This window comes from Desulfomicrobium aestuarii (assembly GCF_055385525.1).
Genome location: NZ_AP042427.1, coordinates 2,895,844 through 2,919,143, shown reverse-complemented (window position 1 = coordinate 2,919,143; position 23,300 = coordinate 2,895,844). Strand labels below are relative to the sequence as shown.

Genomic DNA, 23,300 nt, shown 5'->3' with positions numbered 1-23,300 from the left:
CCGTGCCCCTGCCTATCAGGGGGCGCCTGCGCTGCCAAGACCGGCCGGGGTCCGTACGGTGAAGGCGGCGCGGGCGCTGCGGCCCAGGTCGTCGGTGACCGTCGCCTCGTGCCTGCCGGGCGCGAGGGGCACGAAGCACGGGCTGTCGGGCGGCCCCTGGCCGGCAAAACGGCCGTCCACGTACCAGAAGTGCGTCGTCGTCCCTGCGCCGGGAGCGGCCGACAACGCCAGCCGCTGGAAATCGGGCGGCGCGTCGGGACGGGTCAGGTACGGGGTGTTCGGGTCCGGGGACAAAATGACGGGTCCGGCCTCCGCGGGCACGTCGGGGCACTCGGGGTCCATGCGCGGCAGGCCGGACAGCGGCGCCCCCTGGGCCTGTCTGTAGGCCACCAGTTCGGCCGGCCAGACCAGGACCGTTTCGGTCCGCGACGGCTGGCTCAGCAGGCAGTCCCCGTGCAGGCGCAGGCCGGATTCCGGCGACGTGAAGATCTGCCGGTGCATGGCGCAGACCGGCAGGCGCGTCACGCCGGCGATGGCCGGGCTTGCGGCCATGGGGCAGAAGGGTCCCGGCCTGTCTCCGCTGTCGGCGCAGACGTCCGTGCGCGTCAGGGCCGGGGCCGCGAAGTCCGGCAGACGCCCGCCGCCCGGGGCCAGGGCTCGGAAGAGGTCGAAGAGCAGGGGCGCGGCGTGGCGCGTGCCCGATATGCCCGCGCACTGGGACCCGTCGGGGTTGCCCGTCCAGACCCCGATGGCCAGGTCGCGGTTCACGCCCACGGCCCAGGCGTCGCGGTGCCCGAAGGACGTCCCCGTCTTCCAGGCCACGGCCGGGGCGCCGACGGTGAACTGCCAGGCGTCGGGCAGGTCGGGCCGCCTCGTCGAGGCCAGGATGTCCAGGACCATGGCCGCGGCCTCAGGGGAAAAGAGCCGTTCCGCGCTCCCGGATTTTTCCGGCTGTCCGGCCAGGGGCTCCACCGGCTTGAACACGCCTCCCGCGGCCAGGGACGCATAGAGATTGGTCAGTTCCAGCAGGCGCACCTCGCACCCGCCCAGGGCCAGGGGCAGCCCGTAGTGGCCGGCAGGCCGCTCCAGTGTGGACAGGCCCCCGCGGCGCAGCAGGTCCAGAAACGGTGCGGTGCCCAGACGGTGCAGGAGGCGCACGGCCGGGACGTTCAGGGAGCCGGCCAGGGCCGTGCGCGCGCTGACCAGGCCCTGGAAGTTCTGTCCGTAGTTTTCGGGCGCGTAGCCGGAGAAGTCCGTGGGCACGTCGAGGAGCATGGAGCCGGGAACGAGCTCCCCGCGGTCGAAGGCCAGGGCGTAGAGGAAAGGCTTGAGGGTCGAGCCGGGCGAACGCCGCGAGAGCGTGTTGTCGACCTGGCCTTCATCTTCGGCCCAGAAATCGGCCGAGCCGACCCAGGCCAGGACGCGGCGGCTTTCGACATCCATGACGACCACGGCGGCGTTGCCCACGGCCTCGCGCCGCAGGCCCTCCATCCGCCCGGCCACGAGGGCCTCGGCGACGCGCTGCATGCGGGCGTCGAGGCTCGTGCGGACGACGCTCTCGCCGGGCAGCCGCGAGCGCACCCAGCGGCTGAAGTGGGGCGCGCCCTGCGGCACCGGGGAGCGCGAGGCCAGGAGCGGCAGCGCCATGCTCTCGGCCACCCGGCCAGGCTCGAAGACGCCGTGGGCCGCGAACCGCCCCAGCACCCTGTCGCGCACGGCGCGGGCCGCCTCGGGGTTTCGCAGCGGGTTGTAGCGGGAGGGGGAGCGCGGCAGGACCGAGAGCAGGGCGATCTCGCCCAGGGACAGGGCGCGCGGGTCCTTGCCGAAGTAGTGCCATGACGCGGCCCCCACGCCGACCACGTTGGAGCCGAAGGGCGCCATGTTCACGTACCAGCGCAGGATTTCGGCCTTGGAGTGGCGGGCGCAGAGCTGCAGGGCCCGGAAGGATTCGATCAGCTTGGCCGTGGCCGTGCGCGGCCGCGGGTCGGCCAGGCGGGCGACCTGCATGGGGATGGTCGACGCGCCGCTGACGATGCGGCCCGCGCGCAGGTTGGTCCACAGGGCGCGCAGGGCCGCGACGGGGTTGACGCCCGGGTGGCGGTAGAAATGCCGGTCTTCGGAGTCGATCAGGGCCGCGGTCATCTCCGGCGAGATGTCGTCCAGGCTCAAGGGAAAGCGCCACATGCCGTCCTCGGCCAGGAAGAAGCGCAGGGGGCGGCCGTCGCGGTCCAGGACGCGTGCGGAGAAGGGCGGTTCGAGGCGTTCCTCCGGAAAGGGGAAGAGCCGGTCCAGAATGACCCCGAGCAGACCGGCCAGCACGAGGCAAAGGGACGAGACGGCGGCCGCCCGTCGCAGGGCGGCCGCCGTCCGGGAGCGTTTCGTCATGGGGCCGGTTCGTCGCGCAGGACGCGGATTTCACCCACGGGGCCGCTTGCGCGCAGGCTCGGGACGTACATGGCCTCGGCCTGGACCGGCGGACAGGCGAAGGTTCCCGGCGTCACGGCCCGCAGCACGGCGTGGCGTACGCGCCAGCCGCCGTCGCGCAGGTCCGTGAAGACCAGGATGCGGTCGTCGCGCAGATCCTGGTAGCCGTCCAGGGTCTTTTCCTCCTGCATCCAGTCGAGGCGCTCGGTCGTGGCCAGCCGGGGGTTCTCCACCTCCAGCCCCGCGGGCAGCAGGCTCTGCACGACCACGTTGTCCACGCGGCCCGTGGTGCTGCGGACCCGCGTCTTCATGACGACGAGCTGGCCCTGGCGCACGGCGGCCAGGTCCAGGGGCCGACCGCCCTCGTCCAGGAAGGTCTGCTCGACCGCGAGCCCCTCGGAGCGCGGAGCGTGGGCGTCCCTGTGCGGCGTGCCGGAGGTCAGGACGCCCGCGTAGACCACGCGGGCGGCCGGGGTCTTGCTCAGCTCGATGGCCCCGGCCGCGGCGATGTCCCGGACCACGAGGAGCCGCGTTTCGTCGAAGTCCCGCGCTCCGCCGGCCCACGTCATGGAGCCGGCGAAGGGGCGGTCGTCGTCCCGGCCGGAGAGGTACTTGCCCAAGGCCATGAATCCCAGGCTCGTCTCCTGCGTCGAGTACCAGACGTTTGCGCCCAGGTCCTGGCCGAGCCGGTTCATGAGGTCCGGCAGGCGCGGGTCGTCGGGCATGGACGCGAGAAGGACCAGGGCTGTCAGAGCCCTGTCGCGCAGCCCCGAACCGAGGTTGGCTCCGCTCTCGCGTCTGGCGTCGTCGAAGGACGGCGCGACGTGCAGGAGTTCGAAGCCCGGGGCCTGGTTCCCCGACGCGAGATAGGCGCCGGCCAGGAGGGTCCGGGCCACGCCGCTCAGGGTCTTGCCGAAGGTGGCGCGCAGGTAGTCCTGGCTGCCCAGGTCGGGTCGTTGGCCCAGGGCCAGGACATGGAGAGCGTAGGCCGCCTGCTCGACCTTGTCCGGCGGGCTGCCCGGTTCCGGGGCGGCGAGGGTGCCGAGGTAGCCGAGGCCGCCGCCCAGCATGTCTCCGGGTACGGTGTGCCCGGCCTGGCGCGCCTCCAGCAGGAAATGGCAGACGTAGGCCGAGACCCAGGGGTTGGGCTCCGTGTCGCCGGGCCAGAAGCCGAAGCCGCCGGACGGGGTCTGCATGGTCTGCAGGCGCCGGATGGCCGTCTGGACCAGGCCGGCCGGGCCGGCGGCCGTGAAGCGCCCCGGCGCGAGTTCGGCGGCCAGGGCCGGGAAATGGAGCAGCGGGAAGGCCTTGGACACGGTCTGCTCGGCGCAGCCGTACGGGTAGCCCAGCAGGTTCTCCAGCTGTCCCGCGAAGCGCGTGAGCGGCGACGTGGACAGGCGCACCGTGCGCCTGACCGTGCCGGGGATCAGCCTGTCCGGGGCCGGCCCGGCGATTCGCCCCGACTCCTCCCCGAGGGCCGTGTTTTCCAGCAGGCGCTCCACGGGCAGGGGCGAGCGTTGGTCGAGCTCCTCTCTGGCCGTGGCCGTCTCCCCGTTCCCGGCGGCCGTGAAGGCCAGGCTGACCTTGCCCTCATCGGCGCCGCAGCGCAGGGGCACGTACACGGTGCCTTCGCGTCCCGGATCGAGGGTCAGGGGAGCGGGCATGTCGCCCAGGCCGGCCGGGCCGGAAACCGTGGCGGTGATGCGGAATTCCCCGGCCGTTGGCGTGTCGTTGCGCAGGGTCAGGGGAATCTCGACGGTGTCGCCCGGCGACAGGAAGCGCGGCAGAGTCGGGGTCAGGACCAGGGGGCCGCGCACGCGGGTCATGGCCGTGCCCGTGCCGAAGGAGCGGTCGCGGTTGGCCACGGCCACGATGCGCAGGGCGCCCTGGAAGTCGGGCAGGCGCAGGCTGTGGGTCACGGCGCCGTCGGCCCCGGCCGTGAGCACGCCGGACCAGAAGGTCACGGGGCGCACCCTGCGGATGCCTTCGGTGCGCATGAAGGACGAGGCCCCGGCCAGGGCGTCGCCGCCGCCGGCCAGGGGGCGGTGCAGGGCCAGGTGCGGGAAGAGCAGTGCGAAGTTGTCGAAGCTGGCCACGTCCAGGGCCCGCTTGGCGTAGAAGTGCCCGAAGGGGTCGGGGTTGCGGCCGCCGGCCAGCTGCATGATGCCCTCGTCCACGGCGGCCACGGTCACGCGCGCGCCGGGCTCGGCCTGGACCGTGATGCGCAGGTCCGTCTCGGGGCGCGTTTCGGCCGGGGCGTCCACGCGCACGTCCATCCTGTTGGACAGGCTGTCCACGAACAGCGGAATGGCGCCGAAGGCGCGGCCCGGGGTGCCGGGCAGGATGTCCCCGGCCCGGCGGACCAGGGTGGCCGTGAGGTGCGCGTTGGGCTGCCAGTCCTCGCGCACGGGGATGCGCAGCTGGCCCGTGTTGCCGGTCAGTTCGACGATTTCGAGGTGTTCCACGCCGCGTCCCTCGACCGTGACCAGGGCCTTGCCCGGGAAGGGGGCGCGGATCTGGACCGAGGCCGTCTCGCCGGCCCTGTACCCTTCCTTGTCCGGGATCAGCTCCAGGCGGGCCGGGTTCTTGACCGCCCAGGGCGAATAGCCCCACCCGCCGCAGTAGAATTCGACCTCGGCCGCGGCCCCGCCCTGCGGGTCGGCCAGGCGCACGCGGTAGGAGCCGTAGTCCGGCGGGACCACGCTGAAGGAGCCCGCGCCGTCGCCCGCGGCCACGCGCTGGGTCGAGACCTCGACGGGGTTGCGCACGGACTCGTAGGCGAAGCCTTCCTCCGTGCGCCGCATGATCGTCTGCCAGCGGTCCTGAAAGAGGGTGGCGACCAGCTCCGGGTGCTTCGTGCGGGAGCCGTCGGGAGCCACGGTCACGAACTCGAAGACCGCCGTCTTGCGCGGTTCCAGCTCCGCGGACTCGGGCCGCTTGAGGCCCGGGTAGAGGCTGTAGGCGTGCACCGGCACGCGCCGCCTGGCCGTGACCCCGCGTCCGCCCTGCTCGCGCACGCGGCCCGTCAGTTCGGCTTCGAGGGCCAGGGGCGGGGTCAGGTCCTTGGGGATGTCGACGGTGAAGGCGGCGCGGCCTTCGCGGTCCAGCCTGGTTTCGGTCGCCATGATGGCCAGGGGCTCGAACGTGCGCCCCGGGTCGCCGAAGGCGTAGGCCTCGAAGCCCTTGGGCGCGAAGCCCGCGGCCACGAGCCTGGCCTTGACGCTTGCGGACAGGTTCGAGGCCGGCGGTCCGAAGAGGTAGCGCGAAGCCACTTCGAAGGGCAGGACTTGGCCGGGGGCGGCCCCGGTGCTGTTCGTGGCGATCTCCACGCTGATGCGGTCGGGGATGAACTCCTCGACCTGGTAGGTCCAGGACCCGATGGCCTGGCCCGCGCTCATGGCCTGCAGCAGGTAGCGCCCGGTCAGGGACCAGTCGGGGACGTCCAGGCTGAAGGAGGCCATGCCCCGGTCCGGGGCAAGGTTCAGGGTGCGCAGCAGGCGCCCCTCGGGATCGCGCTGCTCCATGGTCAGGGGGCGGTCGGGCGGCGTGCCGATGCGGCCGTCGCGGACCAGCACCGCGCCGTCGACGGTTTCGCCCGGCCGGAAGATGTCGCGCTTGCCGTAGACATAGGCCTGCAGGTCGGCCCCGCCGATGGTCGCGCCGCTGACGTCGAGGCCCGTGGTGTCGACGCGGAAACGCTCCAGGAAGATGAAGCTGAAGTCTTCGCCCGATGCGGCCAGGATCATGGCCGGGAAGCCGGCCTCGTCATCGCCGGCGGAGGGGATGCGGGCCAGGCCAGCGGTGTCGGTGCGGGCCGTGCCCAGGACCTGGTTGCGGCTGCTGACGAGACGCACCTCGACGCCCTCCAGGGGCCGCAGGTCCTCGATGGACGCGGCCCAGACCAGAAACCCGGCTGCCTCCTGCTTGGCCACCAGGCCGATGTCCGTGCGCAGGACCCAGCGCGTGGCCCCGCGGTAGTCGCCGGGCAGGCTCAGACCCAGCTTGTAGAGGCCGGGTCGGCCGTCGGGGATGAGCTCCGAGAGGGACAGGGTCCGTTCCTGCACCGCGTTGGGTGCTGACGTGAGGGCGATGGTCTCGCGCAGGATCTCCGTGCCCAGGTGGTAGGGCACCGTGTCCCTGGCCCCGCCGCCGTCGAAGATCGAATACCCGTAGTCCTGGAAGAGGGGGCCGAGGTTGTTCAAGAAGACGCGGCTCACGGTCAGGTCCGCGCTGTCGGCGCTGACGTGCTCCACGCCGAGGAGCCCGCCGCCCTGGCGGGGCAGGAACATGCCCGTGGCCGAGAAGTCCACGCTCGGCGGCAGGTCGGGCATGCGCACGGGCGTTTCGTGGTCGGCCGGAAGCAGGGCCCCGTCCGCGGCCTTCAGGCCCTTGGCGATGCGCAGCGTGTACTCGCGGCCTGGTGACAAAGCGCCGCTCACGGTCGCGGTCCGTCCGCGGGCCGAAACCGCGACCTCCGCCTGCGGCTCGACGCGCAGCCTCTCCCGCAGGGCGGCCGCGTCGACCGGCGCGGAAAACTCGATCTGGATGCGCGCCTGTCCCTTGTCGGACTGGGGCGAGACGCCGTCCACGCGCAGCACCGGGTCCAGGCGCAGAACGATCTCGCGCCGGAACTCCCGCCCCAGCGTCAGGCTCTTGCCGGCCACGGTCAGGGCCGGGTCGAGGCCGAGAGTCAGGGTTCGCGCCTGGGGGGCCTTGCGCACGGGGACGCTGCGGAACCCGAAGCTCGTGGAGCGCCAGCGGGTCTGCAGGACGAGCTCGACCTGCGTGCCGTTGCCCTCGGTCAGGCGCAGGGCGGGCAGGAGCTGCTGCGGGTCCACGGGCGCGTTGAAGGTGATGTTGCCCTCCAGTTCGACCATGTCGGCCCCGGCCTCCGAGGCCAGCTCGTTCACCGTCAGCTCGCGGACCTCGAAGCTGCCTGTGCGCACGACGAGGTCGCGTTCGCCAGCCAGGACGTCCGCCGGGAAGACCTCGGGGCTCAGGGTCAGGGTGTACTGCATGTCCAGAGGCAGTGGGGTCTGGGCCAGGAACTTGAGGGTGAAGGGGTTGGCCCAGACCCACTGCCCCTCGGCCGCGGGGGTGATGGAGGCCGGCGCGGGCATGGCGCGCCTGTCGTCCGGCACGGCGCGGTCGAATTCCACGGAGATGGTCGTGCGCATGGCGCTGTCCAGGCTGACGGCGCTCACGGCCAGCCCTTGCGGCGGGGGGAGGAAATAGCGGTCCCGGAGCAGCCAGGTCTGGACGGCGACGACGAGCAGGAGCAGGACGATGATCCAGTTCTTTGCGGCGGACATGAGCACCTCGCGCGGGCTGAAGGGTGTCTGGTGCCCATGGTCTGGCAAGGTCCGGTACAAAAAGCAAGGCCGCGCTTTTCAAGGATGGCTCTTTGCCCTAGAAGGGCAGCGTAAACAGCATGATTTCGGAGGGGTTATGATCGGTTTTGTCGTGGTGTTCGGCCTGATCGCGGCCGTTGTCCTGTGGGCGGTCGTGACCTACAACGGCCTGGTGCGGATGCGCAACATGGTGGAGGAAGCCTGGAGCGGCATCGACGTGCAGCTCAAGCGGCGCACGGATCTGATTCCCAATCTCGTGTCCACGGTCAAGGGCTACGCGGCTCATGAGAAGGGCACGCTGGAAGAGGTCGTCCGGCTGCGCGGCCTGGCCCAGAACGCCCACGGCGTCGGCGAGACGGCCCAGGCCCAGGGGCTCCTGGGCGCGGCTTTGGGCAAGCTTTTCGCCCTGGCCGAGAATTACCCGGACCTGAAGGCCAACGCCAACTTCGCCCAGCTGCAGGCCTCCCTGGGCGAGATCGAGGAACAGATTCAGCTGGCCCGGCGCTACTATAACGGCGCCGTGCGCAACCTGAACATCGCCGTGGAGTCCTTTCCCTCCAACCTGGTCGCCGGGCGTTTCGGGTTCGCCAAGGCCGAGTTCTTCGAACTGGAGAGCGCGGCCGAGCGGGCCGTGCCCACGGTCGCGTTCTAGGCGGCGGCCATGCGCAGCAGACTTCTTCTGGCGTTTTTCCTGGCGTTAGTCGTCGCCGGTCCGCTGTACGCCCAGCAGGAGCGCATCCTCGATTTCGCCTCCACGGTCGTCATCGACCCCGACGGGTCCATGGTCGTCACGGAGAACATCACGGTCCTGGCAACGGGGGATCAGATCAAGCGGGGCATCGTGCGCGAGTTTCCGACCACGTACGAGGGCGCGGACGGGAAGGCCGTGCGGGTGGGCTTCACCCTCGCCGACGTCCGGCGCGACGGGCGGCCCGAGCCCTACCATACCGAAAGCAGGTCCAACGGCGTGGCGATCTACATCGGGCAGAAGGACGTCATCCTTGCGCCCGGAACCTACACGTACACCCTGACGTATTCGACGACCCGGCAGCTTGGCTTCTTCCAGGATCACGACGAGCTCTACTGGAACGTCAACGGCAACGGCTGGCGGCTGCCCCTGGACCGGGTCGGCTGCGTCGTGCACCTGCCGGGCGGGGCCGCGGCCCTGGAGGCCGTGGCCTATGAGGGCCCCCAGGGCAGCACGGCCAGCCGGACCTTCGCGGCCGGGGAGAACCGGGTCGTCTTCACCTCGTCCCGGGCGTACGATCCCGGCGAGGGCCTGACCATAGCCGTGTCCTGGCCCAAGGGTTTCGTGACCGAACCCCCTGCGCCCGGCGTGGCCGAGACGATCATGGCCGAGGGCGGAAGCCTTGCGTTCGTCGGCGTCGGGGGCGCGCTGCTGCTCGTTTACTACCTGCTGGCCTGGCTCAAGGTCGGCCGGGACCCGGCCAAGGGCGTGATCATCCCGCGCTTCGCCCCGCCCAAGGGTTTTTCGCCGGCCATGGTGCGCATGCTGTGGCGCATGAAATTCGACAACACGGCCTTCACGGCGGGCATCGTGAACATCGCCGTCAAAGGCGGGCTCAGGATCAAGGACAACGCCAGCGTGCGGCTCGAACTCGCCGAGCGGGCTCCGGCCGATCTGTCCGCCGGGGAACGCGCGGTCTGGGACGAGCTGCGCAAGGCCGGCTCATCCGTGGAGCTGAAGAACACCAACCACAAGGTCGTGGGCCGCGCCAGGCAGGTCATGAAGGACAAGCTCGGCAAGGAGCTGTCCTCCACGTACTTCCTGGCCAACTCCGGCTGGGTGGCCCCCGGTGTGGTCATCACCCTGGCAACCGTCGGGGCAATGGCCTTCGGCGCGGACTTTCCGCCCGCGGTGCTGTTCCTCAGCGTCTGGCTGACTGGCTGGACCTTCGGCTGCGTCACGCTGCTGCGCAAGGTCTTTGACGCCTGGCGGGCGCGGGACGTCATGGGCAAGGTTGGGGCCGTGTTCCTGTCGGTCTTCGCCCTGCCCTTCCTGGGCGGCGAGGTCATGGGGCTGGGTTTCCTGCTCAGCCAGACCGGCCTCGCGCCGGGTATGATCTTTTTGGGCATGATCCTGATCAACGCCGTCTTCTACGAGCTGCTCAAGGCCCCGACCCAGGCCGGTCGCCGCGTCCTGGACGAGATAGAGGGATTTCGGCTCTACCTGTCCGTGGCCGAGGAGGACCGCCTCAATTTCATCCACCCGCCCGACGAGACGCCGGAACTCTTCGAGAAGTTCCTGCCCTACGCCATGGCCCTGGACGTGGAGAACGAGTGGGGCGAACGGTTCGCCGGCATCCTGAGCCGGGCGGGGTACGAGCCGCAGTGGTATGCCGGGCGCCACTGGAATTCCCTGCATCCCGGCGGCTTCGCGACGGGCCTGGGCAGCGGCGTGTCGTCGGCCGTGTCCTCGGCTTCTTCCGCTCCGGGGAGCTCTTCGGGCATGGGCGGGGGCGGCTCCTCCGGCGGCGGCGGTGGCGGCGGCGGAGGCGGCGGCTGGTAGAAACGAGACGGGCCGGTTCCTGGAAGGAGCCGGCCCGATCTGCTTGAACTGCGGGGGGAGGCTGCGGGGCTAGGCTTCCCCTTCCTGGATGAAGGCCACGTAATCCTCCATGGTCAGCTCCAGTTCCGCGACCTTGATCTCGGACAGGTCGAGCTGGACGGCCTCGGGGCTGGTGGCCAGGTCGATGTCAGGGGTGCGGGTGATGCCGATGCCGGCCTTGGCCAGGACCTTGTTGGCCAGGCTGACCATGAGCAGGACGATGTCGCGGTCCTGCATGTCCTCGTCGTGGTGGTGTCTGGCCACCATGCAGTACACGTCCGGGAGGTTCCAGGTCTTGAGGAGCTGCGCTCCCAGGGCCGAGTGCAGGGAATCAAGCGCTTCCTCGATGAAGGTGCGGGGGACGGTCTCGCCCAGTTCCCCGTTTTTCTTCATGTCGGAGATGGCCAGCAGGAGAAACGCCTTGCCGATGTCGTGCAGGAGCCCCGCGAAAAAGGCCTCGTTCATCTTGCTCGGCAGCCGGCATTCCTTGGCGATCCACTTGGCGCCCAGGGCGCAGGCCACGGAGTGGATCCAGAGCTCGTCCATGTACTCGCGGATGAACGGGTCATGGGTGTCGAAGGATTTTTTCTGGGTCAGCATGGTCACCAGGTTCGACACCTCGGCCAGACCCAGTCGGACGATGGCGTTGCGGACCGTGGTTATCTCCAGCATGCCGCGGTAGAAGGACGAGTTGGCCATTTTGAGCAGCTGGCTGGTCAGGGCGGGGTCGCGCAGGATGTGCTTTTCGATGGCCTGCATGTCCGGGTCCGCCTTGGCCATCTCCTCCTGGATGGCCAGACCCGTGCGGTCGAAAGCCGGAAGTTGCGCCTTGCCCGAGACCACGTGCTCCTTGAGGCTGTCGAGGAAGGATTTTTCCTGGTTCATGTTCAGACTCCGAGCAGGCGGCGGGTTTCTTCGAGTGGGCGGGGCTTGAGGACCAGGGGCAGGCAGCGCATGACCTCCTCCAGGGAGGTGATGCCCTCGGAGGCCTTGACCAGGCCTTCCTCGAACAGGGTGACGAGCCCGGCGCTCTCCAGGGCGACCTTGCGGATGTCGAAGCTGGTGCGCCGCTCCAGGATGGCGTTGCGGACCATCTCGTCGAGGATGAGCAGTTCGAAGACCGCCACCCGTCCGCGATAGCCCGTGTAGCGGCAGTGGGAGCAGCCGGCGCCCTTGCGGAAGTTCGCGCCCTGGACCATGGCCTGGGTGTACCCGAACATCTGCAGTTCGCCGGGCGTGGGCCTGTAGGGCTTGGAGCACTCCGGACAGACGCGGCGCAGCAGGCGCTGGGCCACGACGCTGACCACGGTCGAGGAGATGAGGAAGGCCTCGATGTCCATGTTCATGAGGCGGATCAGGCCGCCGATGGAGTCCTCGGTGTGGAAGGTGGTCAGGACCTTGTGCCCGGTCAGGGCGGCCTGCACGGCCACTTCGGCCGAATAGTTGTCGCGGATCTCGCCGATGAGGATGACGTCCGGGTCCTGGCGCACGATGTGGCGCAGGGTCTCCTCGAAGGTCAGGTTGATCTTGGGGTCTATGGAGCACTGGGAGATGCCCGGGATGACGTACTCCACCGGCTCCTCGGCAGTGATGATGGACAGCAGAGGCGTGTTCAGGTGGTGGATGCAGCTGTAGACCGTGGTCGTTTTGCCCGACCCCGTGGGGCCGGTGACGATGACGACGCCGCTGGGCCTGGACAGGGCCCCGTCGATGAAGCGCTTGAGGATCTTCGGGTACATCCCGATGCCGGTGATGTCGATGAGGTTGCCCTGGCGGTTCAGCAGGCGCAGGACGATGGCCTCGCCGTGGATGGTCACGTAGAAGGATGCGCGCATGTCGAGCTCGCCACCGGGGAATTCGAAGAGGATGCGGCCGCCCTGGTGGCGTCGCTTCTCGGCGATGTCCGCCTTGCACATGATCTTCAGGCGGCTCGAAATGTTGGGGATGATGTCGCGGGGGAATTCCTTGTACGGCTCGAGCACTCCGTCGCGCCGGAAGCGAACGCGCAGACGGTCCGGCAGGGGCTCCATGTGGATGTCGCTGACATTGAAATCGATGGCGTCGAGGATGATGCGCTCGACGATGCCTGCAGCCGAGTCCTCCTCGCTCGTCTCCCGTGCCTGGGCCCCGCGCTCGAAGCGCTGGTAGGCCTCGACGATGGCCTCCCGGGTGGCGATGGCGGGGCTTACGCCCTCGGGGAACATGGTGCGGGCCTCGTCAAGGTCCTCCTGGTCCAGCACGTTGGCGAAGGCCACGACGATCTTGTTCTCGACCCGCTCGATGGGGATGTACGTGCCCTTGGCGCGGTAGGTCGAGGGCACCTGGTGCAGCAGGGAGAGATCCAGGTTGGTGAAGCGCGGGTCGATGAAGGGGTAGCCCAGCTGCAGGGACAGGGCTTCGAGGAGTTTGAACTCCTTGATGAAGTTGTTCCTGACCAGCACTTCGCCGATCTTCTGCGGGGTCTGGCTTGCGCGCTGGATCTGGAACGCGGATTCCAGATCGGCCTCGCTGATGAGGCCGAGCTCCACCAGGAGGCTGCCGATGCGCATGGACAGCTTGTTCTTGCGGATGGCGGCCGTGACCTGTTCGTCGGTGACGTAGCCCAGCTCCTTGACGATTTCGAGCAGCGGCTTGGGCCGGATGAGCTTGCTGCGCAGTCTGGACGCATGCACGGCCTGCTTTTCCGTCAGCAGGCCTTCCTTGATGAGGATGTCGATGAGCTCGCCGTGAGCTGACGTCTGACGTGTCGTGCCGGCCTCGGACATGAGGGCTCCACAGAGAGGGTTGATTGATTCGTCAGGCTATTATCCGCAGAAATTTATCGAGTCAAACTGGTAGGGTAGGTGCAGACACAATTGTTTCGTCCGCACGTCATACCGCAGACCGCAGGGGCAGGCGGATGCGGAAGGTGGAGCCGTTGCCGGGGGTCGAGTCGACGCTGATGGTGCCGTTCATCTTGGACAGGATGTCGCGGCAGATGGCCAGTCCCAGTCCCGTGCCCTGACCCTCGGCCTTGGTGGTGAAGAAGGGGTCGAAGATGCGGGGGAGGACGTCGGCGGGAATGCCCTGCCCGTTGTCGCTGACGGTGATGCGCACGGCGTCGGGTTCCCGGAAGGAGCTGAGTTCGACCAGGCCGCCGGGCTTGTCGATGGCGTCGATGGCGTTGTTGACCAGGTTGAGGAGGATCTGCTGCAGTTCGGTGGGGGAGCCTGCGACATCCTCGACGGCGGGGTCCAGGACGAGGCGTATCTCGACCTCACGGTATTTGGCCTTCTGCCGGGCGAAACCCGCGATGTCCTCGAGCAGAGGGTTGACCCGCACCACCCGTGCCGAGGTGTCGGTCTTGCGGGCGAAGCTCAGGAGCTTGTGCGTGATCTCCCTGCAGCGGTGCCCCTGGATGGTGATGGTCTGCAGCGACGAACGGATCTCCGTGACGTTCTCGTCGCTGTAGGGGTCGTCCGAGGACAGCAGGTCCTCGATCCAGCCGGCGTTTTCCATCATGATGGCCAGGGGGTTGTTGATCTCGTGGGCCACGCCCGCGGCCAGTTCGCCGATGGCCGCGAGCTTTCCGGCCTCGACCAGCTGACGCTGCATGTGCTGCTGGGTGAGCTCCGCCTTCAGCAGCCGTTGCTCGGTGCGCCGGGCCAGGGCCAGGGCCGTGGCGACGATGCCGGCCGCGCCGAGAAGCATGATGGCCAGCCCCAGCAGGCGGGCCTTGGCCAGGGGGCGCAGGACGTCGTCCATGGCCTGGTGAATGACGAGGATGCCGCCCGAGACCTTGACCGGGGCGCAGCCGTACATGCGCATGTCGTTTCGGTCGTCGCGCGCGTCGATGACCACGGGGCGCCCTTCGGGAAAGACCTGCCCGGCGAGGATCGCCGTCGTTTCCCGCGTGCTCGATCCGCTCGCGGACGGGTCGGCCGAGCCGTGCCGGTCGAGGAAGAACGAACCGCCCGGCCCGGCGGGCTGAAAGAGTCGGACCCTGTCGTCGATCTGCGCCGGATCCAGGTGCGCCCGCAGGAGCCAGGGCCCCTGTCCCGAGGCGATGCGCACGGTGATGAAGAGCTGGGTGTCCCGCATGCCGAGGCTGCTGACGAACTGCGGCCGGCTGATGGCCTGCTGGAACCACGGCGCGTCGGCCGCGGCCGAAGAGGCCGACGCGGGGCCCGTACCGGCGACGACCATGCCGGACGCGTCGAGGATGTCGAGGCCGAGGAAGACCCCTTGGTAGGCGTCCTGCAGCGTGTGCAGCCTTTCGCGCAGACGGGCCGGATCGGACAGCTCCGCGAGACCTGTCGTCCCCGCCTCCTGGCGGAGGTTGGCGATTTTCTCTTCGAGGAAGGCGTTCACGCCCTGGGCCGCGCTCATGGCCTGTTCGCCGAGGATGGCGCGGACTTTGGCCCTGTAGGAAGAGTCGTGAAAGACGTAGCCGAGGGTGCCCAGACACACGAGGGGCACTATGGCCACCAGGATGGTGAGGACGGTGAGCTGCCCGCTCATCATTCTGGGGGAAGGGATTTTTCTGACGGGTTCGACAGACGTGTCCGTTTCGGGCGAGGCGTGGCTCATGCGTGGTCCGGTCGATGCGGTTTCATGTGTCCCGGTTGCGGACATCCTTGCGCCAGGAATTGAGGGGGGCGCAGCACCCTTTGCCGGTATGCTGGTTGCGCCTGATCGAGTCTCCCGCATCGCCTTCGAGCATGGTCCTGCAGAGGTACCGCCCGGCTTCGTCGTTCCAGAAGAGCTCGGGGCAGCGCGGTAGATACCCGTGCCGACGCAGTGAGTCGGTGCACTGGTCGTGCATGCAGCACCACCCGCATCCAACGCAGGGGAGATACGTCATGGCGATTCTCCTGTGTGGGGGGAAGCGTCGGGCGCGACGGGATTCCGGTGGAACCTTGTGCGAAGGCTAACCCAAGGCCGTGTGGGGGTAAAGGAAATTCTGTCCTGAGGCGCCGCGTGCGCAGGCCGTACGCATTGCCGAAGATATCGTCAGCCCGGACCGACTTCGGTCCGGGCTGACGGGCGCGTCAGTTGCCGCCCAGGATGTTGGGGTGGTGGTACTCGTCCAGCATTTCCTCGGTGTGGCACACGGCGCAGTTGCCGCCCGAGCCGATGGGGCCCGGCGCGCCCTGGTATTGCAGGGGCTGGATGGCGTCGAGGTCGGGGTGGAACGGGTTCACGGCCGGGTATTCGGCGTGGGTCGGGCCGTGGCAGGCCTCGCACATGAGGCCTGCGTCGTCGCTGCGGGTGCGGTAGAGCCCTTCGGGGCCGCGCACCCACTGGTTGAAGGCCGAGTCGCCTTGCGGGGCTTCGAAGCCCACGTGACACGTCAGGCAGTCGGGCTCGTCCTTCCAGGGCTGCCGCGGAGCGATTTCGTCCACCGTGGCCACGAGCCTGGGCTTTACGTGCCGCATGAGGCGGTCGGCCTTGGCCTTGCCGGCCTCTTTTTCGGCCTTGAGCAGGGACAGGGCGTGGTCTTCCATGGTGCCATGGCAGTTGACGCAGGTCAGCCCGGCCTCCGCGTGCACGCCGCGGGCGCAGCGCGTGTAGCTGTCGGGGCCCGTGGGGTGGCAGGCGTGGCAGGCCTGGGCGTCTTCCATGTCGTTCATGTAGTTGGCGTGGAAGCCGTGGATGGCGGCCGGCAGGTTCAGCAGTTCCGGTCTGCCGGCGGCGTTCAGCAGCGGGTCGGGGTGGCAGCTCTGGCAGAGCACGGGCTTGCCTGCTTCGGCCTGGGCCAGCAGGCCGGTCTTGTGCCGGCGGTCGTGCCGGGCCAGAACGTCGGAGGCCGTCAGGGCGGAGATGCCCATGGTCTCGTCCTTGCGCCACGCGCCGCCGTGGCAGTTGCGGCAGCCGATCTCGGTGGACACCGGAGCGACGACCCTGGTCGTGGCCAGAAGTTCGCCGCTGGAGGCGTCCCGGGCCTCGATGGTGAAGACGGGGTAAGGGTCGACGCCGCCGTCGTCCGTGTAGGGCAGCACCGGGATGCCGTCGGCCACGAAGGTCAGGTTCTTCTCGTTGAGCGTCATCTCCCCGGACAGACCGAGGCCCTTGGCGCTGACGTTCTCGGGCAGCTCCTTGCCGACCAGAGACGGCGCGTATTTCCAGAACTCGACATGTTTGCTCGGATTTTCGAAGCCTGCGGGCGGGATGAAGGATATCTTCACCCCCTGTGTCACGATCTCCGGGCGCGGGTCGCGGCGCACGAGCTGGGCAGCCAGGGTGCTGCCCGGAGGGAGGAAGGAGAGGTGCGCGTCGCTGTCGGAGATGCATTTCTCCCCGAGGGTGCACCAGGCCAGCAGGACGTACTCGTCGTTCTCCGCGTCGAAGGCCGGGATTTCGATGGCTGTTTCGGGACGCGCGGGGGCTTCCGCGGTCGCGGGTTTTCTGCCGTGCAGTCCCTCAACGATATACGAGGCCAAAGCGCCCCGCTCCAGGGGCGTGCCCGCGAAGCGCGGCATGTAGGCGTGGACCTTGCCCATGCCCCGGATCATGGACTCCATGGCGAACCGGTCGAACGTCGCCGTCAGGGGCTTTATGTCGTTCAGGGGGCCGCCGATGGAATGGCAGGCGGCGCACTGGCCGCGGAAGATCTCCCGGCCGGCGTCCAGGGCGTTTTCGGCGGTGACCTCCTGGTTGCGGTTCCAGCCCGACGTCGCCAGGAAGCCTTGGGCGGAGATGGCCTCCTCGGTCCCGGCCAGGATGGCGTTTGAGTACATGTGCCCGTAGACGAGGTACGGCCTGCGCCCGGCCTCGCGCATCCACTCGAAGCAGCCCATGTACATGAGGCCGATGACGAGCAGGGTCACGGCCATGGGGCGCTTGACCGCGGCGGGCATCCTCACGGCCATGATCAGGCCGCCGGCGAAGAGGACGGCGGAGATCTGGATGAAACCGTTGAGGAAGGGGACGATCTCGGGGTTTGCGCCGAGGATCATGGCCCTGGGCCCTTCGGGCAGGACCTGCAGGTACCACCATCCCGACAGGAGCAGCACCCCGAAGGGCAGCAGCAGCCACAGGGCGCAGTAGCGGACCATGGCTTCGCGGGTCGGCGCGTCCTTTTCCCACGTGGCCGTGACGAAGCCGTAGAGTCCTGCGAACATCAGGGCGATGCAGGTCCTGAAGACCAGGGCCGGCCAGAAGGTCGGGTTGAAGAACCCGTCCCAGAAGCCCCGCGTGACCGGCCAGTCGCCGGGCGTGAGCATGAAGCCGATGATGCCGTTGATCATGAACAGCGACATCCAGCCGAAGAAGAAATAGAGCCAGCCCATGATCAGGTGATTGCGCCGGCCCATCCTGCCGAAGGTGTAGTAATAGATGAACAGGGACACGATCTCGGCCAGGAAGAAGACCCACTCGATGGCCCACCCGAAGACGAAGGTGTGGATGAGGCTCGACGTGGCCGCCGGGGCGACGAGCGAAATGATGAACCAGATCCCGACACCGGTGATGCCGCCCAGGACCATGGTCACCAGCAGGAAGAACTTGGTGTGCCGCTTGGCGTAGGCCAGGATTTCCGGGGAGTTGCGCCGGTAGGCCAGAAGCTCCGTCAGCACGAGAAACAGGCCGCCGCCCACGGCGAAATGGGCGATGTAGACGTGAAAGATGGAAATCAGCGCGATGAGCAGGCCGCCGCCGGCCCAATGGAGTTCCCAGACAGGAAAGTTCATGAGCGCACCTCCGTGTCGGTGGACGCGGTTCTGAGCATCCAGACGATGATGGCGACCCCGGCGAGGAGGGTCAGGACGAAGAGGACGAAGGGCGAGTATTCGCCGGTCACGACGCGTTCGGAGACGTTGAAATACGGGCTCAGGTAGGCGTCCCGGACCATGTCGCGCAGATAGACCATGAGGGAGACGGTGGTCACGGAGATGATGGCCGTGGTGCGGACGTTGTAGCGCAGCGCGTTGCTGATGCTGAAGATCCCGAGAATCGCGCCCGCGGCGAAGACCAGGGTGTGGGGCAGGGAGCCGCCGAGCAGGAGATGCGAGACGCGTTCGGGCAGGGCCGTGAGGAACCACAGGCCCAGGGCCATCTGCACGACCGTCGAGAACGCGTACCAGTTCATGCCGTGCCGCACCCAGCGGCCGGCCTGCGGGTCGTCCTTGCGCCGCTGGTACAGCAGGGCCAGGGCCAGGCCTCCCAGGGCCGTGGACGAGGCGACGACGTGCAGGTAGCGCGGCAGCACCGTCGGGTCCGAGAGGTTGAGGATCGTCCCGCCGGCATTGTCGACGTACGCGGTCCATGCCTCGGGGTTCAGCATGAGCGTCATGTTGTTGGTGAAGATGAAGCCCGTGGCCAGGAGGCACAGGGCCGTGACGGCGATGAAGAGCGTCTTCAGGGAGCCTAGGGCGGTGTAGCGGAAGTCATAGACGTACGCGCTGCCGTACGCGGCGATGACCAGGCCGACGACGCCCAGCCAGTAGACGGCCATGAGCACGCTGCTCGTGTACAGGAACTGGCCGTAGAGGACCTGCATGAAAAGCAGCGGCGCCACGCCGAAGTTGACGGCGAAGGCGATGGTGAAAGGCAGCTTGACGGAGATCGTTTTTGTCAGGGGCTCGGAGTCCCTCTTCCCTCGCACATTGTGGACCAGGGCGATGATGGACGCCCCGAGCATGACGTTCATGACCAGGATGTGCAGGATGAAGGTCAACACCTGAAAAAGGTAGAACCAGCCCCATTCTATGGGAATGGGCAGGGCCGAGGGAATGAGCCGGGTTGGGTCCATGGTCGCTCTCCGTGTTTGAGGTCCGCGGTGTGGAAAAATGCAGGCGTCAACAAAGGTAGCCAAATTGGAGGGCCGCGTCAAAACCTCCCGGCAATTCGGACAGTTCCTGTCCGGTTCGTGGGCGGACCGCGGAACGCAAAAAGCCCCGGGCGGTTGCCCGGGGCTTGCGAAAGGAAAGATGGCGTCCCCAAGGGGATTTGAACCCCTGTTATCGGCGTGAAAGGCCGGTGTCCTGGACCTAGCTAGACGATGGGGACGTGGCTGGGCGACTTAGATTCGAACTAAGATTGACGGAGTCAGAGTCCGCTGTCCTGCCGTTGAACGATCGCCCAAAATATTTGGCGTCCCCAAGGGGATTTGAACCCCTGTTATCGGCGTGAAAGGCCGGTGTCCTGGACCTAGCTAGACGATGGGGACGCGAACCGCGTCAGAAAAAAAGTGGCGTCCCCAAGGGGGTTTGAACCCCTGTTAGCGGCGTGAGAGGCCGCCGTCCTAGGCCACTAGACGATGGGGACGCAAGGTTTTGGTGGGCCGTGAAGGGATCGAACCTTCGACTCTCTGCTTAAAAGGCAGATACTCTACCGTCTGAGTTAACGGCCCGAAAGAGAAGACGCTTCTATAGTCGGGCCATCTGCTTGTCAAGCCGGAAAGTCACCCTTTTTTCAGTTCGATCCTTTCCTGTCCGTTCATGTACGGACGCAGGGCTTCGGGGACGATGACCGACCCGTCGGCCTGCTGGTAATTCTCGAGAATCGCTACCATTGTCCGGCCTACTGCCAGACCCGAGCCATTCAGGGTGTGTACCAGTCTGCTCTTCTTCGAGGCTGCCGGCTTGAAGCGGATCCCGGCCCGGCGGGCCTGGAAGTCCTCGAAGTTGGAGCAGGACGAAATCTCGCGATACTTGTCCTGACCGGGCAACCAAACCTCTATATCGTAAGTTTTCGCGGATGAAAAGCCCAAATCTCCGGCGCACAGCGTGACCACCCGGTAGTGCAGTCCCAGCCTCTGCAGGATGCTCTCGGCGTGGCCCAGCAGCTTTTCCAGTTCGTCGTAGGAGGTGTCCGGGTGGACGAAGCGCACCAGCTCCACCTTGTCGAACTGGTGCTGGCGGATCATGCCCTTGGTGTCCTTGCCGTAGGAACCGGCCTCGGAGCGGAAGCAGGCCGTGTAGGCGCAGTGGGCGATGGGCAGCTGGCCTTCGCCCAGGGTCGTGTCGCGGTAGATGTTGGTCACCGGGACCTCGGCCGTGGGGATGAGGTAGTAGTTGGAGTCGCCCAGGCGGAAGAGGTCCTCCTCGAACTTGGGCAGCTGGCCCGTGCCCATGAGGCTCTCGCGGTTGACGATGACCGGCGGCATGACCTCGTCGTAGCCGTTCTCCATGGTCTGCACGTCGAGCATGAGGCTGATCAGCGCCCGCTCCATGCGCGCGGCCCAGCCCTTCAGCAGCACGAAGCGGCTGCCCGTGATCTTGGCCGCGGTCTCGAAGTCCAGGCCGCCCAGGGCCGTTCCCAGTTCCCAGTGTTCCTTGGGCGCGAAGTCCAGCTCGGGCTTGGCGCCCCAGGTGCGGACCTGCACGTTGTCCGAGTCGTCGACGCCCTCGGGGACCGAGGGGTGCGGGACGTTGGGAATGGACATGACCCACTGCTCGGTCTGGCCGTCGATGTCCTTGAGTTCCTCGTCCAGGGCCTTGATGCGGACGGACATGGCCCCGAGCTCGGCCAGAAGGGCGTCGGCGTTCTCGCCGGTCTTCTTCATGCGGGCGATGTCGCCCGAGGCCTGGTTGCGGCGGGCCTTGAGCTCCTCGGCCTCCAGCAGGAGGTCGCGGCGCTTCTGGTCGATGGCCAGGAAATCGTCGAGGTCGAGCTTGCTGCGCCTCTTGCGCAGGCCTTCCTTGACGTCGTCGGTATTGGAGCGAACGAATTTGATGTCGAGCATGGGCGTGTCCTTGTCTGCGGTGTCGTCCCTGATCGAAACGGGACGCGTTTTCAAGGCGAAATCCATAGCCTGCCTCGGCCGGAATCACAAGACGCGCAGGGCGGCCGCGGAAAAATCCGGGTGCACATGAAATTTTTTTGCGCGGTCGCCCTTGACTTCACCGGGGCAGGGATTATTTGGGCCTCTGTCTTGCGCGGACCGGCGAGGAACGAACAGGCCCGCGTGTTGGCACTTGATGGTGAAGAGTGCCAGAAAATTTATCTACTCGGAAGAAATTCTTAAACATCTTGGAGGAAAACATGAAGCTCAGACCGTTGCACGACCGTATCCTGGTCAAGCGTCTCGAAGAGGAACAGGTAACCAAAGGCGGCATCATCATCCCTGACTCCGCCAAGGAAAAGCCCATCAAGGGTGAAGTGGTTGCCGCCGGCCCCGGCAAGGTCGCCGATGACGGAAAGCAGATCCCCATGGGCGTCAAGACCGGCGACAAGGTGATCTTCAACAAGTACGCCGGCACCGAAGTCAAGATCGACGGCGAAGAACTGCTCATCATGCGCGAGGACGACATCCTCGCCGTTATCGAAGCCTAATCTTTCATTACATAAGGAGACGCACACATGGCTGCTAAAGTTATCAAGTTCGACGCCAAGGCCCGTGAAAGACTGAAGAAGGGCGTGGACACCCTGGCCGATGCCGTCAAGGTCACCCTCGGACCCAAGGGCCGCAACGTGGTCATCGAAAAGTCCTTCGGCTCCCCCATCATCACCAAGGACGGCGTGACCGTGGCCAAGGAGATCGAACTGGAAGACAAGTTCGAGAACATGGGCGCCCAGATGGTCAAGGAAGTCGCCTCCAAGACTTCCGACATCGCCGGTGACGGCACCACCACCGCCACCATCCTGGCCCAGGCCATCTTCCACGAGGGTATCAAGCTGGTCGCCGCCGGCCGCAACCCCATGTCCATCAAGCGCGGCATCGACAAGGCCGTCGAGGCCGTCATCGCAAGCCTGGACAAGCTGGCCAAGCCCACCCGCGACCAGAAGGAAATCGCCCAGGTCGGCACCATTTCCGCCAACAACGACTCCACCATCGGCAACATCATCGCCGAGGCCATGAGCAAGGTCGGCAAGGAAGGCGTCATCACCGTTGAAGAGGCCAAGGGTCTGGAAACCACCCTTGACGTCGTCGAAGGCATGCAGTTCGACCGCGGCTACCTGTCCCCCTACTTCGTGACCAACCCCGACAAGATGGTCTGCGAAATGGACAACCCGCTGATCCTCATCAACGAGAAGAAGATCTCCAACATGAAGGAACTGCTCCCGGTTCTGGAGCAGGCCGCCAAGATGGGCAAGCCCCTGGTCATCATCGCCGAGGACATCGAAGGCGAAGCCCTGGCCACGCTGGTCGTCAACAAGCTGCGCGGCACCCTGCAGGTCGTGGCCGTCAAGGCCCCCGGCTTCGGCGAGCGCCGCAAGGCCATGCTGCAGGACATCGCCATCCTGACCGGCGGCGAAGTCGTGTCCGATGACCTGGGCGTCAAGCTCGAAAGCATCGCCCTGAACCAGCTCGGTTCCGCCAAGCGCGTGGTCATCGACAAGGAAAACACCACCATCGTCGACGGCGCCGGCGAAGCCGAAGCCATCAAGGCCCGCGTGAAGCAGATCCGCAACGAGATCGAGGAGACCACCTCCGATTACGACCGCGAGAAGCTGCAGGAGCGCCTGGCCAAGATCGTCGGCGGTGTCGCCGTGATCAACGTCGGTGCCGCCACCGAGACCGAGATGAAGGAAAAGAAGGCCCGCGTGGAAGACGCCCTGAACGCCACCCGCGCCGCCGTTGAAGAAGGCATCGTCCCCGGCGGCGGTGTCGCCCTGGTGCGCTGTCAGGCCGCCTTGGAGTCCGTGAAGCCCGCCGATGACGACGAGGCCGCCGGCGTGCAGGTCATCCGCCGCGCCATCGAGGAGCCCATCCGCATGATCTGCGGCAATGCCGGCGTCGAAGGCGCCGTGGTCATCGACAAGGTCCGCCACGGCAAGGAAGACTTCGGCTACAACGCCGCCACCGGCGAGTACGAAGACCTGCTCAAGTCCGGCGTCATCGATCCCAAGAAGGTGACCCGCATCGCCCTGCAGAACGCCGCTTCCGTGGCCTCCCTGCTGCTGACCACCGAGTGCGCCATCGCCGAGAAGCCCAAGGAAGAGGCTGCCCCGGCCATGCCCGGCGGCGGCATGGGCGGCATGGGCGGCATGTACTAAGCCGATTTGCCATAGCCAAAAAAAGGGCCGGGAGC

At 67.4% G+C, this 23,300-nt stretch carries 13 protein-coding genes and 5 tRNA genes; 4 read left to right on the top strand and 14 right to left on the bottom strand.

Annotated elements, in window-relative coordinates:
* Positions 1-15: 15 nt before the first annotated feature.
* Both pbpC and ACZ5AC_RS13365 read right to left on the bottom strand, forming a co-directional pair.
* Positions 16-2,385, bottom strand: coding sequence for a penicillin-binding protein 1C (gene pbpC, locus ACZ5AC_RS13370; protein WP_464248093.1), 2,370 nt, complete (start codon positions 2,383-2,385; stop codon positions 16-18).
* The gene (locus tag ACZ5AC_RS13365; RefSeq protein WP_464248092.1) at positions 2,382-7,736 is read right to left on the bottom strand and encodes an alpha-2-macroglobulin family protein; all 5,355 of its coding nucleotides are present in this window, start codon (positions 7,734-7,736) and stop codon (positions 2,382-2,384) included. The genes pbpC and ACZ5AC_RS13365 overlap by 4 nt, the downstream gene beginning before the upstream one ends.
* A 136-nt stretch (positions 7,737-7,872) precedes the next feature.
* Between ACZ5AC_RS13365 and ACZ5AC_RS13360 the strand changes: the two genes are divergently transcribed.
* Together ACZ5AC_RS13360 and ACZ5AC_RS13355 are read left to right on the top strand one after the other, a co-directional pair.
* The gene (locus ACZ5AC_RS13360; RefSeq protein ID WP_464248091.1) at positions 7,873-8,427 is read left to right on the top strand and encodes a LemA family protein; all 555 of its coding nucleotides are present in this window, start codon (positions 7,873-7,875) and stop codon (positions 8,425-8,427) included.
* A 9-nt stretch (positions 8,428-8,436) separates the two neighbouring features.
* Positions 8,437-10,305 carry a DUF2207 domain-containing protein gene (locus tag ACZ5AC_RS13355; protein ID WP_464248090.1) on the top strand — a complete coding sequence of 623 codons (1,869 nt, stop codon included), beginning with the start codon at positions 8,437-8,439 and terminating at the stop codon, positions 10,303-10,305.
* A 69-nt stretch (positions 10,306-10,374) separates the two neighbouring features.
* Here the strand turns inward: ACZ5AC_RS13355 and ACZ5AC_RS13350 are convergent, their stop codons facing one another.
* The 12 genes from ACZ5AC_RS13350 to serS form a co-directional block, all read right to left on the bottom strand.
* On the bottom strand, positions 10,375-11,229 hold the full coding sequence (locus ACZ5AC_RS13350; RefSeq protein ID WP_464248089.1) for an HDOD domain-containing protein: 855 nt from the start codon (positions 11,227-11,229) through the stop codon (positions 10,375-10,377).
* A 2-nt stretch (positions 11,230-11,231) separates the two neighbouring features.
* Positions 11,232-13,109, bottom strand: coding sequence for a GspE/PulE family protein (locus ACZ5AC_RS13345; RefSeq protein WP_464248088.1), 1,878 nt, complete (start codon positions 13,107-13,109; stop codon positions 11,232-11,234).
* A 106-nt stretch (positions 13,110-13,215) separates the two neighbouring features.
* Positions 13,216-14,913 carry a sensor histidine kinase gene (locus tag ACZ5AC_RS13340; RefSeq protein WP_464248087.1) on the bottom strand — a complete coding sequence of 566 codons (1,698 nt, stop codon included), beginning with the start codon at positions 14,911-14,913 and terminating at the stop codon, positions 13,216-13,218.
* Between the two features lie 22 nt (positions 14,914-14,935).
* Complete coding sequence (locus ACZ5AC_RS13335; protein WP_464248086.1) at positions 14,936-15,187, bottom strand: hypothetical protein; 252 nt, start codon at positions 15,185-15,187, stop codon at positions 14,936-14,938.
* 187 nt (positions 15,188-15,374) lie between these two features.
* Complete coding sequence (locus tag ACZ5AC_RS13330; protein WP_464248085.1) at positions 15,375-18,014, bottom strand: cytochrome ubiquinol oxidase subunit I; 2,640 nt, start codon at positions 18,012-18,014, stop codon at positions 15,375-15,377.
* Positions 18,011-19,075, bottom strand: a complete 1,065-nt coding sequence (locus tag ACZ5AC_RS13325) for a hypothetical protein (protein ID WP_464248084.1) — start codon at positions 19,073-19,075, stop codon at positions 18,011-18,013. The genes ACZ5AC_RS13330 and ACZ5AC_RS13325 overlap by 4 nt, the downstream gene beginning before the upstream one ends.
* Positions 19,076-19,254: 179 nt before the next feature.
* Positions 19,255-19,332 (bottom strand) — tRNA-Glu (locus ACZ5AC_RS13320).
* 1 nt (position 19,333) lies between these two features.
* A tRNA-Gln gene (locus ACZ5AC_RS13315) sits at positions 19,334-19,407 on the bottom strand.
* A gap of 7 nt (positions 19,408-19,414) precedes the next feature.
* Positions 19,415-19,492 (bottom strand) — tRNA-Glu (locus ACZ5AC_RS13310).
* Positions 19,493-19,514: 22 nt separating this feature from the next.
* Positions 19,515-19,590: transfer RNA gene (locus ACZ5AC_RS13305), tRNA-Glu, on the bottom strand.
* A 9-nt stretch (positions 19,591-19,599) separates the two neighbouring features.
* Positions 19,600-19,675 (bottom strand) — tRNA-Lys (locus ACZ5AC_RS13300).
* A gap of 51 nt (positions 19,676-19,726) precedes the next feature.
* Positions 19,727-21,010 (bottom strand): serine--tRNA ligase, encoded by a 1,284-nt coding sequence (serS, locus tag ACZ5AC_RS13295; protein WP_464248083.1) that lies wholly within the window; start codon positions 21,008-21,010, stop codon positions 19,727-19,729.
* A 299-nt stretch (positions 21,011-21,309) separates the two neighbouring features.
* Between serS and groES the strand changes: the two genes are divergently transcribed.
* Both groES and groL read left to right on the top strand, forming a co-directional pair.
* Positions 21,310-21,600, top strand: coding sequence for a co-chaperone GroES (groES, locus tag ACZ5AC_RS13290; protein WP_028576524.1), 291 nt, complete (start codon positions 21,310-21,312; stop codon positions 21,598-21,600).
* Positions 21,601-21,627: 27 nt separating this feature from the next.
* Complete coding sequence (groL, locus tag ACZ5AC_RS13285) at positions 21,628-23,265, top strand: chaperonin GroEL (protein ID WP_464248082.1); 1,638 nt, start codon at positions 21,628-21,630, stop codon at positions 23,263-23,265.
* Positions 23,266-23,300: the final 35 nt, after the last annotated feature.